Source organism: Bifidobacterium sp. LH_230, assembly GCF_056357555.1.
This window is the reverse complement of the sequence record NZ_JBKEWJ010000025.1, coordinates 1-16,309: the sequence shown is the minus strand read 5'-3', so window position 1 is coordinate 16,309 and position 16,309 is coordinate 1. Positions and strand designations below refer to the sequence as shown.

General features: G+C 63.4%; 13 protein-coding genes. All 13 read left to right on the top strand.

The window, feature by feature from the left end; genetic code table 11:
- Positions 1-155 precede the first annotated feature (155 nt).
- Positions 156-821 carry a pyroglutamyl-peptidase I gene (locus AC1A0G_RS10545; RefSeq protein ID WP_476529571.1) on the top strand — a complete coding sequence of 222 codons (666 nt, stop codon included), beginning with the start codon at positions 156-158 and terminating at the stop codon, positions 819-821.
- 82 nt (positions 822-903) lie between these two features.
- Complete coding sequence (locus AC1A0G_RS10540) at positions 904-1,482, top strand: hypothetical protein (RefSeq protein ID WP_476529570.1); 579 nt, start codon at positions 904-906, stop codon at positions 1,480-1,482.
- Between the two features lie 217 nt (positions 1,483-1,699).
- Positions 1,700-3,031 carry a cell division protein gene (locus tag AC1A0G_RS10535; protein WP_476529568.1) on the top strand — a complete coding sequence of 444 codons (1,332 nt, stop codon included), beginning with the start codon at positions 1,700-1,702 and terminating at the stop codon, positions 3,029-3,031.
- A gap of 330 nt (positions 3,032-3,361) precedes the next feature.
- Entirely contained in the window at positions 3,362-4,708 is a 1,347-nt protein-coding gene (locus AC1A0G_RS10530; RefSeq protein ID WP_476529566.1) for a C1 family peptidase, read from the top strand.
- Between the two features lie 612 nt (positions 4,709-5,320).
- Positions 5,321-6,451, top strand: coding sequence for a 3-deoxy-7-phosphoheptulonate synthase (locus AC1A0G_RS10525; RefSeq protein ID WP_476529564.1), 1,131 nt, complete (start codon positions 5,321-5,323; stop codon positions 6,449-6,451).
- A gap of 325 nt (positions 6,452-6,776) precedes the next feature.
- Entirely contained in the window at positions 6,777-8,003 is a 1,227-nt protein-coding gene (locus AC1A0G_RS10520; RefSeq protein ID WP_476529563.1) for a 3-deoxy-7-phosphoheptulonate synthase, read from the top strand.
- Between the two features lie 153 nt (positions 8,004-8,156).
- Entirely contained in the window at positions 8,157-8,864 is a 708-nt protein-coding gene (mtnN, locus tag AC1A0G_RS10515) for a 5'-methylthioadenosine/S-adenosylhomocysteine nucleosidase (RefSeq protein WP_476529561.1), read from the top strand.
- A 109-nt stretch (positions 8,865-8,973) separates the two neighbouring features.
- Positions 8,974-10,278, top strand: coding sequence for a sensor histidine kinase (locus AC1A0G_RS10510; protein ID WP_476529559.1), 1,305 nt, complete (start codon positions 8,974-8,976; stop codon positions 10,276-10,278).
- A gap of 153 nt (positions 10,279-10,431) precedes the next feature.
- Positions 10,432-11,136: a response regulator transcription factor gene (locus tag AC1A0G_RS10505; protein WP_476529558.1), complete on the top strand. Its 705-nt coding sequence runs from the start codon at positions 10,432-10,434 to the stop codon at positions 11,134-11,136.
- Between the two features lie 641 nt (positions 11,137-11,777).
- Complete coding sequence (locus tag AC1A0G_RS10500; RefSeq protein ID WP_476529557.1) at positions 11,778-12,923, top strand: phosphate ABC transporter substrate-binding protein PstS; 1,146 nt, start codon at positions 11,778-11,780, stop codon at positions 12,921-12,923.
- 129 nt (positions 12,924-13,052) lie between these two features.
- Positions 13,053-14,012 carry a phosphate ABC transporter permease subunit PstC gene (pstC, locus tag AC1A0G_RS10495; RefSeq protein ID WP_476529556.1) on the top strand — a complete coding sequence of 320 codons (960 nt, stop codon included), beginning with the start codon at positions 13,053-13,055 and terminating at the stop codon, positions 14,010-14,012.
- A complete protein-coding gene (pstA, locus tag AC1A0G_RS10490) occupies positions 14,012-15,010 on the top strand; it encodes a phosphate ABC transporter permease PstA (protein WP_476529555.1) in 999 nt (332 codons plus the stop codon). The genes pstC and pstA overlap by 1 nt, the downstream gene beginning before the upstream one ends.
- 49 nt (positions 15,011-15,059) lie before the next feature.
- Entirely contained in the window at positions 15,060-15,839 is a 780-nt protein-coding gene (pstB, locus tag AC1A0G_RS10485; protein ID WP_152359196.1) for a phosphate ABC transporter ATP-binding protein PstB, read from the top strand.
- The last annotated feature ends 470 nt before the right edge of the window (positions 15,840-16,309 follow it).

The window sequence follows — 16,309 nt, the reverse complement described above, 5'->3', positions numbered from 1 at the left end:
GTCTTTATTCTCGGCCCCCTCGGCTGAGGGGGCTGTCGGCGAAGCCGACTGGGGGAGCGTCAAACCCATCACATTAAGTCCGATAAAGTACTAGCCGGCGCGAACCAGCTCAATTCAGCCACACCCAGCCGAACCAAGCCGTTAGGATAGGCAACATGCAGCAGATCAACGTGGTGATTTCCGGATTCGACCATTACGACGGCGTGAGCGTGAACCCGTGCGTCGAGGTGCCGCGCGCGCTTGCCGAACGCGGCGTCGACCTTGACGATGCGCGGATCGCGATCCATCCGGTCGCGCTGCCGGTCAGCTACACGCGGGCGTGGGACGTGTTGCACGAGGCGCTGGAATCGGTGCGACCCGACGTCGTCGTCGCGACCGGGCTCAAGCACACGGCGCGCGGCGTGATGCTCGAGCGGTGCGCCACGAACCAGATCAGCAACGGCCGGCCGGACGCGGACGGCATGACCCCGCCCACCGGTCCGATTCGCGACGACGGTCCGGCCGCGTACTGGACGCGTCTGCCGCTGCGGTCGATCCTGCGCGACTTCGCGCGCGACGGCATTCCCGCATCGCTCAGTTCGGACGCGGGCACGTTCGTGTGCAACGTGCTGTTCTACCGGCTGCTCGACTGGACCGCCGCGCAGGATCATGTGCTCAGCGGATTCGTCTCGCTGCCGCGCGCCGCCGAGGACCATGCGGTCGCGAGCGGACTCGTGCACGGCCTGCCGCTCGACCATCTGATCGAGGCGTGCGGCGATGTGGTGCGCGAAACCGCGCGCTACCGCATCGACCCGTCCTCCGGCGACATCCTGATCGCTTGACCGTTCTACAATTTTCTCAAGTGGGTTTTCGAATGGGGATGCCTGGGATAGACGTCTGACATGGCGTCGGAAGGATTGTGACATGGGTGATCAGTTCCCGGTCGTGTTTCACGGATACGACAAAGATGCGGTGGACAAGGCGGTTGTACTATGGCAGAGCAGGCTTGCTACGTACCGCGAACAGGTCCAGCGGCATGATCAGGAGATCTTGAGTCTGCGGGCGCAGCTGCAGGAGGAACGCAGCAAGCGGTCCGAACAGAAAGATTCGTTTGCGTCGCTCGGTATGAACGCCCAGCAGATGCTGTCATCAGCGGAACAGACCAGCTCCGAGCTGCTCGCCCGCGCCAAGCAGGACGCGAAGGCGACGCGGGATAAGGCGCAGGCGCAGATCGATACCGCGTTGGCCGAAGCCAACAAGCGGTTAGATGAGATACGTGCGCAGGCATCTTCGATCAGAGCTGAGAGTGAACGTCAGACAAATGAACTGGTCAATCATGCGAAAGCCGAAGCGGATCGTATCCTGAGCGAGGCTCGAGCACAGGCCGAGATGACTCGCGCCGAAGCACGCGCCAATGCGAGGGACATCATCGAGGATGCGCAGGCCACTGCGGAGAACATGATTCGCAATACGCAAGCCAGTCTTCGCAATACGCAGAAATAACGGAAATAGCTGAGTCGAAAGATACCATCGCGCGCAATAATCCATGCCATTCGGGCCGCGCGAAGGCCGATTTTGGCGACTTGATCGAACAGAGATTGTGACTTCTGTGAGAATGCGAGTTATCCAGCATGTATTCAGCTCGAATGCGCTAAAGTTCTGGCGTGGATGGTCCCGCTCGGGACTGGGGTGTCTGAACTGATGGTGAAAGGACGTTGGCATGGTGGATCGGTTCCCGGTCGTGTTTCACGGATACGACAAGGATAAGGTGGATGAGGCGTTCGAAGCGGCGCAGAGCACGCTCGTTTCGTACCGCGAGCAGATCCAGCAGTATGATCAGCAGATCATGAGCCTGCAGTCGCAGCTGCAGGAGGAGCGCAACAAGAAGCCCGAACAGAAGAATTCGTATGCGTCGCTCGGCGCGAATGCCCAGCAGATGCTGGCCTCGGCCGAACAGACCAGCTCCGAGCTGCTCGCCCGCGCCAAGCAGGACGTGAAGGCCACCAAGGACGCGGCTCAGGCACAGGCCGAGACGCTCATCAACAACGCGCGTCTGGACGCGCAGCACATCGTCGGCGACGCCCAGGCCAAGGCGAAGGCCATGCTGCACGACGCGCAGACCAAGGCGCAGAGCACCACCACCGCGGCGCAGGAAGAGGCCGCGCAGCTGCGCGGCGAAACCGCGAAGATCGTGTCCGAACAGCGTCAGACCACCGAACTCGAGCTCAACAACTCCCGCGAGGAGCACGACAAGCGTCTGGCCGCAGAGAAGGCCAAGCAGGAGCGCGAGCTGAGCGAGCTCAAGGCTCAGGCCACCGCGCAGATCGCGGCGCAGCGCAAGGCCGCCACCGAGGAGATCACGCGCCTGAAGTCCGAGAACAACGACCAGATCGAGGCCGCGCTGGCCGAAGCCAACAAGAAGCTGGCCGACGTGCGCGAGCAGGTGTCCAAGATGCGTTCCGACGCTCAGCGCAAGGCCGCCGAGATCGTGGACGCGGCGAACGCCAAGGCGCAGGGCATCCTCGACGAGGCCGAAGTGCACCGCACCAAGACCATGAGCCAGGTGAACGCCGAGGTCGAGCAGATCCGCTCCGACATCGCCGCCCAGCAGGACGAGGCCACGAAGAAGGTCAACGCGCTGCTCATCAGCCTTGAGGACCGCCGTGCGGCCACCAAGAAGGAGACCGATGAGCTGATCGGCAAGGCCAAGACCATCCGCGAGGACGCCGACCAGTACGCCGCCGCCAAACGCAAGGAAGCCCAGTCGCAGGCTGCCGAGATCCTGCGCAAGGCCGATGCCGACGCGGCAGCGCAGATCGAGGAGCGCCGTCAGGCCGCCCAGACCGAGATCGACGGTCTGACCACGCACATCGCCGAACTGCAGCAGCGCGAGTCCGCGATCACCCAGCGCGTCACCGAACTCAAGGCGATGTTCGCCAACGCGTTCGGCAACTTCATGGCCGCGCCGGTCGACGATCAGTCCGGCGACAGCGACAAGGCCGCCGACGCGGATGCGGCCGACGACGGCAAGGCCGCGGCCGCCGCGAAGTGACGTTCCGTCGAACGGTTCCGTCTGACTGAATCCATCCTGATAGGCCGGGTGACTGCATTTGCGCAGTCGCCCGGCCTCTTTCGTATTACGTGCGTATCGCGCGAGTCTCGGGTACGTGTCGTAACGGTCGTCATCGGTCATGCTGTGTGTCTGTCATGTGTCTGCCGCGCGGCGTGAACGGTAACGAACCCCGAGTAGACTGGACGCTGTTTGTCGTCACGGCACCTCGTGTCTTGCGCTGCGGCCTTGCGCCGCTCTCGCGCAACGGGGTGCCGTGGCATGTCCGGGCCTGCCGCAACGCAGGTCTTGTATATCTACTAAGGAGATCGCATGAGCGAAATCACCGCGCTGAGCGCCGACGCACTGGGCAAGCTGCGTGACGAATTCGATGCGGACGGCACCAACCGTCTCGCCATGAACGCCGTGACCGCGGCCGGCATCGACAAGGTCGCGCGCAACTACGACCGCGCCCGTCTGCTGCAGCGTCGTTTCTCGACGATCGTCGACAACGGCGAGGTCACGCACCAGGACCGCTCCGGCCGCTGCTGGCTGTTCAGCTCGCTGAACGTCGCGCGTTTCGTTGCCAAGAAGAACATGAACTTGAAGGAGTTCGAGTTCTCGCAGAACTACGCGATGTACTATGACAAGCTCGAGCGCGTCAACTACTTCCTCAAGGACGTGGCCGCGCTCGTGGCCGCGGGCGAGCCGAACGACTCCCGCCTCATCAAGCACCTGCTCGACGACGTGATGGGCGACGGCGGCCAGTGGACGATGGCCATGAACGTGTACAAGAAGTACGGTGCGGTGCCGAAGGACCTGTTCCCGGAGACCGAGTCCTCCAAGAACACCGGCCCGATGAACACGCAGCTGCGCCACATGCTGCACACCGCCGTCGCGCGCCTGTTCGCCGCCGCCGGCGATGAGGCGAAGACCGCCGAGATCGTGGCCGAGGCGACCGCCGCGGGCCACCGCATCCTGACCATCCACCTCGGCGAGCCGCCGGTCTCCTTCGACTGGGAGTGGACCGACAAGGACGGCGAGTTCCACCGCGACGGCGAGCTCACGCCGGTCGAGTTTTGGAAGAAGTACGTCGGCTCCGCCGATCTCGAGAGCTACGTGTGCCTCGTGGACGATCCGCGCCAGGAGCACGCCAAGGGCAAGAAGATCGGCATCGAGCACCTCGGCAACGTGGCGGGCGGCGATCCGACCGAGTACCTGAACGTGCCGAACCAGTTCATGAAGGACTGCGTGCGTCAGATCCTCGAGGAGCAGGGCATCCCGGTGTGGTTCGGCGCGGACTGCGGCCCGTTCATGGACCGCGTCAACGGTGCGTGGGCGACCGACCTGTTCGAGTACGACAAGGTGTACGACTTCGACTTCGACCTGAACAAGGAAGATCGCGTGCGCTACTGCGATTCCGCGATGAACCACGCGATGGCGTTCGTCGGCGTTGACGTGGCCGAGGACGGCAAGACCACCCGCCGCTGGCGCGTCGAGAACTCGTGGGGCAAGGACATCGCCGACAAGGGCTACTTCACTATGAGCGACGACTGGTTCACCGAGTACGTCTACGAGGTCGCCGTCCCGAAGGCGATGCTCCCGGCCGAATACCAGGCCGCGCTGGATGAGCCGGCGACGATGCTGCCGGCTTGGGACCCGATGGGCGCTCTCGCCTGATCGAGCCCAGCGGGCTCGATCAGGCGAGAGCGCCCGAGGCGACAGGCCGTGTAACGAACAGTCCAGTGGACTGTTCGTAGGCCTGGCGGACGGCTGACAAGCCGTCCGGAACGCCGAGGGCAGAAACCAGCCTCGCCGCAGGCGAGTCCGTAATTGCGTAAGCCCAGCAAGGCTTGGCTCCACAACTCGTTGCCGATAACACTCCGAGATGCCATCTCGGAGCATTCCCTAGCAACGGGCCGTGTGGCGTCACCATCCACATGGCGGTTTCCGCTCGCCGAGTACCCACTCAGCGAGCGAGAACCGCCACACGCATATTCAGGCCATACGAAGCAAAGCGCCAAAAGCCCTCGGCTCCCTCGGCTGAGGGAGCTGTCGAGCACAGCGAGACTGAGGGAGCGTACACCCAACCACCTCCACAAAATCGCGAAGGTCGCATACTCGCATCCCTGTCACCACCCCAAGAACCTACAACACCAAAGACGCTGCCATTCTCCGCCCCACACCCCACATATCCACATTCCAGTCCCGAACTACCCCAATCCGCACCCCTCGACTATCCTATGTTCGGTATCGCTGTACGCAGGAGAAAAAGCAGAGGAGAGCATCACGATGGCAGGTCTTCGCGGTCCGGACAGTTCCGAGGACGAGCGTCGCTTAAGCAAGAACGCCGTGTTTCCCGAAACGGTCGACGTGAACATCCGTCAGCTCGACCCGATTCCGGCCCCGCGCTATTTCCTCAAGGAACTCCCGCTCACCGACGAGATGAGCGATCTCGTCCTGCAATCGCGCCAGCAGATCCGCGACATCCTGCATGGCCGCGACGACCGTCTGCTCGTCATCGTCGGCCCGTGCTCCATCCACGATCCCAAGGCCGCGCACGAATACGCGACCAAACTCGCCGCGGTCAACCGCGAACTGAACGACCGTCTGCTGATCGTCATGCGCGTGTATTTCGAGAAGCCGCGCACCACGATCGGCTGGAAGGGGCTGATCAACGACCCCGATCTTAACGGCAAGTTCGATATTCGCAAGGGCATGTGGCTCGCCCGCAAGGTGCTCACCGACGTGCTGTCGCTGGGTCTGCCGACCGCGACCGAATGGCTTGACCCGATCACCCCGCAGTACATCTGCGATCTCATCAGCTGGGGTGCGATCGGCGCGCGCAACACCGAATCGCAGGTGCACCGCGAGCTCGCGTCCGGCCTGTCCATGCCGGTCGGTTTCAAGAACGCGACCGACGGCTCGATCAAGCCGGCCGCCGACTCGTGCTATGCGGCCGCGTTCGAGCACCACTTCCTGTCCATCAACCTCGACGGCCGGGTCATTTCCGCCGAAACCAAGGGCAATCCCGACTGCCATCTCGTACTGCGCGGCTCGAACACCGGCCCGAACTACGACGCCGCCTCCGTGGCGCAGGCGCTCGCCGACCTCAAGCAGTCGAAGGCGTCCGGCCCGAGCGAGCATGGCCTCGTCATCGACGCGGCGCATGGCAACTGCGGCAAGGACGAGAAGGTCGAAGCCGAGGTTGTGGAGAACATCGCCTCGCGTATCGCGGCCGGCGAGCAGGGCATTCTCGGCGTGATGATGGAAAGCTTCCTTGTGGCCGGGCATCAGAAGCCGGCGCCGCTCGACCAGCTCGTGTACGGCCAGTCGGTCACTGACTCGTGCGTGCCGTGGGATCGCACCGAGCAGCTTCTGCACACGCTCGCCGACGCGGTCGCCACGCGCCGCGCCGCCTGATCATTGGCCTATCCGGCGAATCGAAGCGCGGTTTGCCGGTCGAGAGGCTGAACATTGCTTATGCCGCGATCGGTTTGACGATCGAGAGGCTGCCATCGGGCGTCAATGGACGATAATCTCCTCCAAATACCCCCGATGTCCTTGGTTTTGGCGTTGAAATTCCCGATGGCAGCCTCTCGATCGTCAAACCGACCTCGGCAAACGCCGAAATCAGCCTCTCGATCGTCAAACTCGTAGATACATGGCCCGGGCAATGACGGTGACGCCATGTTTGTTCCCGTGATTCCTTATCCTTGGTGAAGATCAAGGAATTACAAGGAGCATCATGCAGCAGCAGAACAACATGGGGGATGCCGCGCATCACGCCGGCCCGCAGCCGCTGAACACCCCCGAGGAACTGCGCGCCATCCGTCAGGCGATGGACGAGGGCAAGAACCCGCTCGTCGCCACCGACGTGCCGCGCTGGGAGGATCAGGTCGGCGTCAGCCGCATCGTCAACCGTCGCATCCTCGAACTCGAACCGTTGCCCACGCCCGCGCAGGTGCTGGCCGAACTGCCGCTCGACAAGGCCGCGCAGGAGATCGTCGCCTACTCGCGCGACGAAATCCGCGCATGCCTCTACGGTCAGGACGACCGTCTGCTCGTGATCGTCGGCCCATGCTCCGTGCACGATCCGGCCGCCGCGCTCGACTACGCGAACCGGCTTGCGCGTGTGATGAAGGAGGTCGAGGGCGAACTGCTCATCGTCATGCGCGTGTACTTCGAGAAGCCTCGCACCACGGTCGGTTGGAAGGGCCTGATCAACGACCCGGACATCGACGGCACGCACAATATCCGCAAGGGTCTGCTGCTCGCCCGCAAGACGCTGCTCGGCGTGCTGAGGGAGGGGTTGGCCGCCGCGACCGAATTCCTCGAGCCGACCAGCCCGCAGTTCATCGCCGACGCGGTGAGCTGGGGCGCGATCGGCGCGCGCAACACCGAGTCGCAGGTGCACCGCCAGCTGGCGTCCGGCATGTCCATGCCGATCGGCTTCAAGAACGCGACCGACGGCTCGGTCAAGGCCGCGGTGAACGGCTGCTTCGCGTCCGCGCAGCAGCACACGTTCTTCGGCATCGACCACATGGGTCGCGCGTGCGCGGTGGAGACACTCGGCAACCCGGACTGCCACGTCGTGTTGCGCGGCTCGATTCACGGTCCGAACTACGACGCGGCATCCGTCGCCCGTGCGATGGACGACATCCGCGCGATGATGCCGGCCGATTCGGCCGCCGCGCACGGGCTGATCATCGACTGCTCGCACGGCAACTCCGGCAAGGACGAGCACCGTCAAGCCGAGGTCGTGCGCGACATCGCGCGGCGCATCGCCGACGGCGAGACCGGCATCACCGGCGTGATGATGGAAAGCTTCATCGAAGGCGGCAACCAGCCCGCCGCGCCGCTCGACCAGCTCGTCTACGGCAAGTCGATCACCGACAAATGCATCAGCTGGGAGGAGACGGAACGTCTGCTGCACGAGCTGGCCGACGCCGTTTCCACCCGTCGCTGGAAGTGACGTGCTCGTCATATGTCATTTCGAGCGAGCCGAAGGCGAGTCGAGAAATCTTTCATGCCCGATGTGTTGCATAAGATTTCTCCGCTCGCTGGCGCTCGGTCGAAATGACATTATTGGACTCGGACCGTTGGATATGGATTGAAAGGACCCATCATGACCACCATCGCCATCATCGGCGCGCTCACCGAGGAAGTCGCGCACATCGCCGGCGCGCTCAGCAACGTCGAACACGATGTCGCCGCCAGTCTCGACGTGTCGCGCGGCACCATCGACACCAACGACGGCAAGCGGATCACCGTCGCCGCAACCGTCGGCGGCATGGGCCTTGTCAACGCGGCCGCCACCACGCAGCGGCTCATCGACGCGTACCGGCCGGACGCCATCATCTTCTCCGGCATCGCCGGCAACCTCAACACCCACCTGCACATCAACGACGTGGTGCTCGGCGGCACGCTGCGCTACCTCGACACCGACATGCGCCTGGTCGGCCAGTGGACGCCCGGCACGGAAAGCGCGCCGGTCGAGGAATTCCACTCCGACGACCGTCTGCTCGCGCTCGCCGACGCGGCGCTGAAGGACATGGGCATCACGCACATCACCGGCATCATCGCGTCCGGCAACTATTTCGTCGACGACCCGAAGAAGGTCGAGCAGGTCATCCACGACACCGGCGCCGACGCGGTCGAGATGGAAGGCGCGGCCGTGGCTCACGTGGCCGCCCGCAACGGCGTGCCCGCGCTCGTGATCCGCGCTTTGAGCGACAATGCCGACACCGATTATGAGGTGTTCAAGGAGTTCGACATCTCCGAATACGCGAACACCGCCGCCGCGCTCGCCGTCAATATTCTCAAGCGCCTGTGATCGGCGCAACATGAACAGCCGTTGAACTTACGTAGTCGCGCGTGCAAACTACGCATGTCACCCACTACGCTGGAAGCCGTACACTCGTTTCGCGCGGAAAGGTTGTTCCATGACGTGGTGGCAGATCCTGCTCATCGTGCTGCTGGCGATGGCCGCGGCCGCGACCGTCGCCGCCGTGCTCGCCTATGAGGCCGGCCGCCGGCGAGGCGACGCGCGGGTCGCGGACCTGTTGCGCGACCCCGCCCGTCAGTCCCTGTTCGGCGAGGACATGCCGGTGCGCGACGCCGAGCGCGGCCTGATCGAGGTTGCCCCCGAGTCGGTCATCATCTGCGACGCGAAGTGCAACGTGCGCTACTTCAGTCCCGGCGCGAAGCAGTTCGCGCTCGTCGACCACGGTCGTCTCGACTCCGACGAGATCAAGGATTTCCTCTCCCTGACCATCGAGGACGGCCGCGCGCGCGAACGTGAGGTGGCGATTCCCGCCGACCGCGAGCACCGCGCCGCAGCCCCGTCGGATGGCCGCGGCGTGCGGCCCGGGCAGGAAGTCCCCTCGGACCTGCTCTATCTGCGCGTGCGGGCCGGTCGCATTGTGGACGGTCTGTACGCGGTGTTTCTCACCGACATGAGCGAGCAACGTCGTTTTGAGGCGATGCGCCGCGATTTCGTCACCAACGTCTCGCATGAGCTGAAGACCCCGGTGGGCGCGATCTCGCTGCTGGCCGAGACGATCACCGACGCGGCCGACGATCCGGATGCGGTGCGCTACTTCTCCGGCCGCGTGGCGAAGGAATCGAACCGGCTGACCGAACTTGTGCGCCGGCTGATCGACCTGCAGAAGGCGCAGTCGATGGAGGGCGTGGTCGAGATGAAACCGGTGTCGGTGATGACGGTCGTGCGCGACGCGATCGGCGAGAACCAGCCGCAGGCCGATGCCAAGCACATCGACATCCGGCTGACCGACAACGGCACGTCGGTGCCGCTCGTCGTGTCCGGCGATGCGGATGCCGGCGACGAGGTGACCGTGATGGCCGACGATGAGTCGCTCAAAACCGCCGTCAAGAACCTCGTCGAGAACGCGATTCACTATTCGCCGGCCCATACGGTTGTCGCGGTGGGCGTCGCGCAAAAACGCGACAAGGTCACGATTCGCGTGGTCGATCAGGGCATCGGCATCCCTGCCGAGTCGCTGGGCCGCGTGTTCGAGCGGTTCTATCGCGTCGACCCGGCGCGTTCGCGCGAGACCGGCGGTTCCGGGCTGGGATTGGCGATCACCAAGCATTGCGTGCAGGAATGCGGTGGCACGATCTCCGTATGGTCGCGCGAAGGCGAGGGGTCGACGTTCACGATCGAACTGCCGGCCGCGGACGATGCTGCGGCAGACGACGATCGCAAGGATGCGAAACCCGCCGCATGACTACGTTGATATAGTCGGCGCAATCGGTTACGTAGTTTAGGAAGTTCGTCATATTCGGTTCACCGAGCGGCTACGATAAACCTCAGCAGTGAGATCGTCGCCTGTTCGGGACGAGATGAGACGAAATCAATAGAGGAACAGGAACAAGAACAGATGACCCGCATTCTGATCGTCGAGGACGAGGAATCGTATCGAGAACCGTTGGTGTACCAGCTCACGCGCGAAGGCTACGACGTGTCCGCGGCCGCGACCGGCGAGGAGGGGCTGGAACTGTTCACGCAGGGCGGATTCGATCTGATCCTGCTTGATCTGATGCTGCCGGGGCTGGACGGCACCGCGCTGTGCCGTCGCATCCGCGAGCAGAGCCGCGTGCCGATCATCATGCTCACCGCCAAGAGCGCGGAAATCGACAAGGTCGTGGGCCTCGAGATCGGTGCGGATGATTACGTGACCAAGCCGTACTCGTTCCGCGAGCTGCTCGCCCGCATCCGCGCGGTGCTGCGACGCAACCAGATGGTCGCCGAGGTCGCAGGCAGCGCGGACGGCGACATGCCGCTGACCTGCGGCGACATCGTGATGCACATCGGCCAGCACCAGGTGAGCGTGCGCGGTGAGAACGTGTTCTTCCCGCTCAAGGAATTCGAACTGCTCGAATACCTGATGCAGAACAAGGGCCGCGTGATGACGCGTCATCAACTGATCGACCGGATCTGGGGATCGGATTACGTGGGGGACACCAAGACGCTCGACGTGCATGTCAAGCGCGTGCGTGCCAAGATCGAGGTCGATCCGGCGCATCCGAAGTACCTGACGACCGTGCGCGGACTGGGATACAAGATCGACGCTCCAACGGAGTGACGAGCGAAGCTCGTCACGCAGTGCTTAGCGCGTGCGCTGGTGCGCACGGCTATGAACAGTCCACCGGACTGTTCATCCACGGAGATGCCGAGCGAAGCTCGTCACGCAGTGTTCAGCGCGTGCGCTGGTGATTGTGATAGCGGCAGGATGACGGAATCGGCCTATGGCCGATGCGGTGTTTGTGGCGGCGGTGCCGCGAGTACCCCACCCGTCAGCTTCGCTGACACCCTCCCCTGAAAGGGGAGGGAGGTGTTGATGTGGCGGCTGTCGGCTCATACTTCGCGCGCAAACGTAAGATCTTTCCCTCCCCTCTCAGGGGAGGGTGCCCGACCGGGCGGGTGGGGTACTGGCGGCGCATCAGCGCCGCCAACAGTACGGCATCGCGCGAAACGCGATTCCAGCTTCTGGCGCCAGCGCGTGCGCTGGTGCGCACGGCTATGAACAGTCCGCTGGACTGTTCATCCACGGAGCGAGTGGCGGAGGCCGCGCCCGGCTATGTCAAAAACGACGTAGCCGGGGCGTAGTCGTATTGATTGGCAACTGTTCATCTTACGTTCACCGATTTTGGACGGTGACCCCCAAAATCTCTCATAGTCTTGAATTGTCAAAAAGATTGATTGACAGAATAGAGAGAAATAGACATGCGTAAGAATGTGCTTTTCCGCTCCATCGCGGCCATTTCGGGCATCGCGATGCTGGCTTCCCTCGCGGCCTGCGGTGACAACACCACCGCCTCCACCAACAACGGCTCTTCCAACAACTCTTCCTCCGACACCACCTCCAAGTCCGAGCCGATCTCGGGCAACTTCAACGGCGCCGGCGCCTCTTCGCAGCAGGCCGCCGTCGAGGCGTGGGTCGCCGGCTTCCAGGGCACGAACCCGGACGCCAAGATCGCGTACGATCCGTCCGGCTCCGGCGCCGGCGTCAAGACCTTCCTGACCGGTGCCACCGCATGGGCCGGCTCCGACAAGGCCCTCGCCGATGACGAAGTGGACCAGTCCTCCTCCGTGTGCGCCTCCGGCACCGCGTTCGACATCCCGGTCTATATCTCCCCGATCGCCGTGATCTTCAACCTCAAGGGCATCTCCGACGCGGGCAAGCACATCAACATGGATGCCGCCACCATCGCCAAGATCTTCGACGGCAAGATCACCAAGTGGAACGATCCGGCCATCGCCGACCAGAACAAGGACCTCGACCTGCCGGACACCGCGATCACCGTCGTGCACCGCTCCGACAAGTCCGGCACCACGCAGAACTTCGTGAGCTACTTCAAGGATCAGGCCGCTGACGCATGGTCCTACGACCTGTCCGAGAACTGGCCGAACGAGGTTGGTCAGGGTGCCAAGGGCACCTCGGGCGTCGTGAACACCGTCAAGCAGGCCGACGGCACCATCGGCTATGCTGACTTCTCCGCGGTTGGCGACCTCGGCACCGTGGCCGTCAAGGTCGGCGACAAGTACAGCGAGATCTCCGCTGACGGCGCGACCAAGGTCATCGACGATTCCCAGCTCGACTCCTCCGTCAAGGGCGACAACCGCGTGGTCGTCAAGATCAACCACGCCACCACCACCGAGGGCGCCTACCCGATCGTGCTGGTCTCCTACATGATCGCCTGCCCGGAGTACAAGGACACCAAGACCGCTGAGTTCACCAAGGCTTGGCTGACCTACGTCACCAGCTCCGACGGCCAGAAGGCCGCTTCCCAGGCCGCCGGCTCCGCTCCGCTGCCGGACTCCATCGCCCAGAAGGACGCCGCCTCCATCGAGGCCATCAAGACCAAGTGAACCGGTCATCCGGACGCTGACTGAAGTGAAATCCTGTAGGCCGCAGTCGCATCACGCGGCTGCGGCCTACAGGCGGTCAGGCTCCGAATGCGATTCACTCGCATATCGCCCAAATAATAAGGAGAACCTGTGAGTTCGCAAGACAAAGCAGCGGTCACGATGCCTGCTGCGAGCGGCAAGACCGCCGATAAGGTGTTCCGCGTCATCGCGTACGCCTGCGGCATCTTGATCCTCGTGGTGCTCGCCGCCGTGTTCCTCTTCCTGCTCTTCCGCGCGTGGCCGCTGATCGGCGGCAATCAGGCCGACAACAGCAAGACCATCGCCGACTTCACCGGCGGCAAGGCCAACGGCTTCTGGCAGTACGTCGGCCCGCTGCTCTTCGGCACGGTGCTCGTCTCGGCGCTCGCGCTGCTGCTGTCGTTCCCGGTGTCGATCGGCATCGCACTGTTCATCTCGCACTACGCGCCGAAGAAGCTCGCCACTGCCTTAAGCTACGTGGTCGACCTGCTCGCCGCCATCCCGTCCGTTATCTACGGTCTGTGGGGCGGTCTGATCCTCGTGCCGGCCATCTACCCGTTCTGGAACTGGGTGGCCACCTACCTTGGCTGGATTCCGCTGTTCGCTGGCCCGGCCGCGAACCCGTCGCGTACCGTCGCGACCGTGGCCGTGGTGCTCGCCGTCATGATCCTGCCGATCATCACCTCCCTGTCGCGCGACATCTTCCTGCAGACCCCGCGCCTGCAGCAGGAGGCCGCCCTCGCGCTCGGCGCGACCAAGTGGGAAATGGTCAAGCTGGCCGTGCTCCCGTTCGGCAAGTCCGGCGTCGTATCCGCCTCCATGCTGGGCCTCGGCCGTGCACTCGGCGAGACGATGGCCGTGTTGATGATCCTGTCCCCGGGCCTCAACTACTCGTTCAAGCTGCTGCAGGCCTCGCAGAACCAGACGATCGCCGCGAACATCGCCGCGCAGTACCCTGAGGCCAACGACCTCGGCGTGTCGGTGCTGATCGGCACCGGTCTGGTGCTGTTCCTCATCACGTTCGTGGTGAACTACGTCGCCCGCAAGATCACTGAAAAGAAGGTGGGATGATGGCTGACCTGACCCAGGACCCCAAGGCGTCGCTCGAAGGCGCGCCCGTCATCGACTTCGACAAGTTCAAGCCGTCCCGTTCGTTCGTCGCGTCCCGCAAGCGCAAGGATCTCATCATGCGCGTGCTCATCTCGCTCGCGTTCGTGATCGCGCTCATCCCGCTGGTCTCCGTGCTGTGGACGACGCTTGTCAACGGTCTCAAGCGACTGAACCTCAACTTCCTGAGCTTCAACATGACCGGCGTGGTCGGTGGCAACCCGACCCCGTCCGGCGGCTACGGCGGCGTGTTCCACGCGATCATCGGCACGCTCGAGATCACGTTCGGCGCCATGGTCATCTCCATCCCGATCGGTCTGCTGTGCGCCGTCTACCTCGTCGAATACGCGCACGGCGGCAAGCTCGCGCAGACCATCACGTTGCTCGTCGACGTCATGAGCGGCATCCCGTCCATCGTCGCCGGCCTGTTCGCGTTCTCGATGTTCACCATCCTCATCGGACCGGGTTCGGTCAACGGCTTCGCGGGCTCCGTCTCGCTCTCCCTGCTGATGCTGCCGACCGTCGTCAAGTCCAGCGAGGAAATGCTCAAGATCGTCCCCGGCGACCTGCGCGAGGCCTCGTACGCGCTCGGCGTCACCAAGCAGCGCACGATCACCAAGATCGTGCTGCGCACCGCCCTGCCGGGCATCGTCTCCGGCTGCATCCTCGCCATCGCGCGAGTGATCGGCGAAACCGCGCCGCTGCTCATGACCGCCGGCTACATCGCGTCCACGAACTTCAACCTGTTCGACGGCAAGATGACCACGCTCCCGGTGTACGTCTTCCAGGAGTACTCCAAGCTCAACGCGAACTGCCCGGCCAACGCGACCGCCGCCTGCGTCACCACGATTCCTATGGAGCGTTCGTGGGCCGCCGCACTCGTGCTGATCCTGATCGTCCTCATCCTCAACGGCATCGGCCGACTCGTGGCGAAGGTCTTCGCCGTCAAGTCCGAACGCTGACGCCGCCCGCGATGCAAGAACTTCGGTAAATATCAAATAAGGAATTCACATGGGACAACGCATTGATGTCAACCATCTGAACATCTACTACGGCAACTTCCTCGCCGTGGAAGACGTGAACATCAACATCGAACCGAACAAGGTGACCGCGTTCATCGGACCGTCCGGCTGCGGCAAGTCGACCGTGCTGCGCACCCTCGACCGCATGCACGAGATCATCCCCGGCGCCCACGTCAAGGGCGAGGTGCTGCTCGAAGGCAAGAACCTGTACGACAAGGACGTGGACCCGGTGTCCGTGCGTCGCGACGTCGGCATGGTGTTCCAGCGCCCGAACCCGTTCCCGACGATGTCGATTCGCGAGAACGTGCTCGCCGGCGTGCGCCTGAACAACCGCAAGATCTCGAAGTCCGACGCGGACGATCTGGTCGAGTGGGCGCTGCGCGGCGCCAACCTCTGGAACGAGGTCAAGGACCGTCTTGACAACCCGGGCATCGGTCTGTCCGGTGGCCAGCAGCAGCGTCTGTGCATCGCGCGCGCGGTTGCCGTGCACCCGCAGGTGCTGCTCATGGACGAGCCGTGCTCGGCTCTGGACCCGATCTCGACCCTCGCGGTCGAGGACCTGATCCAGGAGCTCAAGGGCGACTACACGATCGTGATCGTGACCCACAACATGCAGCAGGCCGCGCGTATCGCTGATTACACCGCGTTCTTCAACCTGAAGGCGGTCGGTCAGCCGGGTCACCTCGAGTACTTCGCGGACACCACCACGATGTTCAACAACCCGCAGAACGAAGAGGCCGAGCGCTACGTCTCCGGCCGCTTTGGCTGATCGCGCGACGGGCTGTGCCGTCTGCGCATCTTCTCGGAAAGCCTCGCCACGTGCGGGGCTTTTCGCGTTGTTGGGGGTATTCTTGTGTCACACTTGGCGCAACACCGCTGTTTCAGGCCAAGTGTGCCGTGATATCTTGTCACACAAACTCACGTTCGTGCGTCACTGGCAAAGTGTGACAGACAAATTGTCATACTTCTCTACAAATCAGCGAGATAAACAAAGCGTGACAATCAGTGTGCTCATCAAATCCCGGAATATCAAGGATCTGCGATAGGTGCGGTCATTGCTGCTGACAGTTGAGCTGTCACACAATGTGTACCGCTGTCATTTGTCCGCAAGTGTGTGAAGTGGCCTGATTTTTGTTCCGTCTCTGCTATGAGACGGCTTGTGCCATCTGCTTTTGATAATACTCGTTCTCGACCTGTTCCGGTGTCCTGTAGCCCAGGGAGGCGTGCAGACGCTTCGTG

What these genes read in the sequence shown, in the direction of transcription:
- pstB (WP_152359196.1), top strand. Translation starts at nt 15,060, where the DNA reads ATGGGACAACGCATTGATGTCAACCATCTGAACATCTACTACGGCAAC.
- pstA (WP_476529555.1), top strand. Translation starts at nt 14,012, where the DNA reads ATGGCTGACCTGACCCAGGACCCCAAGGCGTCGCTCGAAGGCGCGCCC.
- AC1A0G_RS10505 (WP_476529558.1), top strand. Translation starts at nt 10,432, where the DNA reads ATGACCCGCATTCTGATCGTCGAGGACGAGGAATCGTATCGAGAACCG.
- mtnN (WP_476529561.1), top strand. Translation starts at nt 8,157, where the DNA reads ATGACCACCATCGCCATCATCGGCGCGCTCACCGAGGAAGTCGCGCAC.
- AC1A0G_RS10525 (WP_476529564.1), top strand. Translation starts at nt 5,321, where the DNA reads ATGGCAGGTCTTCGCGGTCCGGACAGTTCCGAGGACGAGCGTCGCTTA.
- AC1A0G_RS10540 (WP_476529570.1), top strand. Translation starts at nt 904, where the DNA reads ATGGGTGATCAGTTCCCGGTCGTGTTTCACGGATACGACAAAGATGCG.
- AC1A0G_RS10520 (WP_476529563.1), top strand. Translation starts at nt 6,777, where the DNA reads ATGCAGCAGCAGAACAACATGGGGGATGCCGCGCATCACGCCGGCCCG.
- AC1A0G_RS10535 (WP_476529568.1), top strand. Translation starts at nt 1,700, where the DNA reads ATGGTGGATCGGTTCCCGGTCGTGTTTCACGGATACGACAAGGATAAG.
- AC1A0G_RS10510 (WP_476529559.1), top strand. Translation starts at nt 8,974, where the DNA reads ATGACGTGGTGGCAGATCCTGCTCATCGTGCTGCTGGCGATGGCCGCG.
- AC1A0G_RS10545 (WP_476529571.1), top strand. Translation starts at nt 156, where the DNA reads ATGCAGCAGATCAACGTGGTGATTTCCGGATTCGACCATTACGACGGC.
- AC1A0G_RS10530 (WP_476529566.1), top strand. Translation starts at nt 3,362, where the DNA reads ATGAGCGAAATCACCGCGCTGAGCGCCGACGCACTGGGCAAGCTGCGT.
- AC1A0G_RS10500 (WP_476529557.1), top strand. Translation starts at nt 11,778, where the DNA reads ATGCGTAAGAATGTGCTTTTCCGCTCCATCGCGGCCATTTCGGGCATC.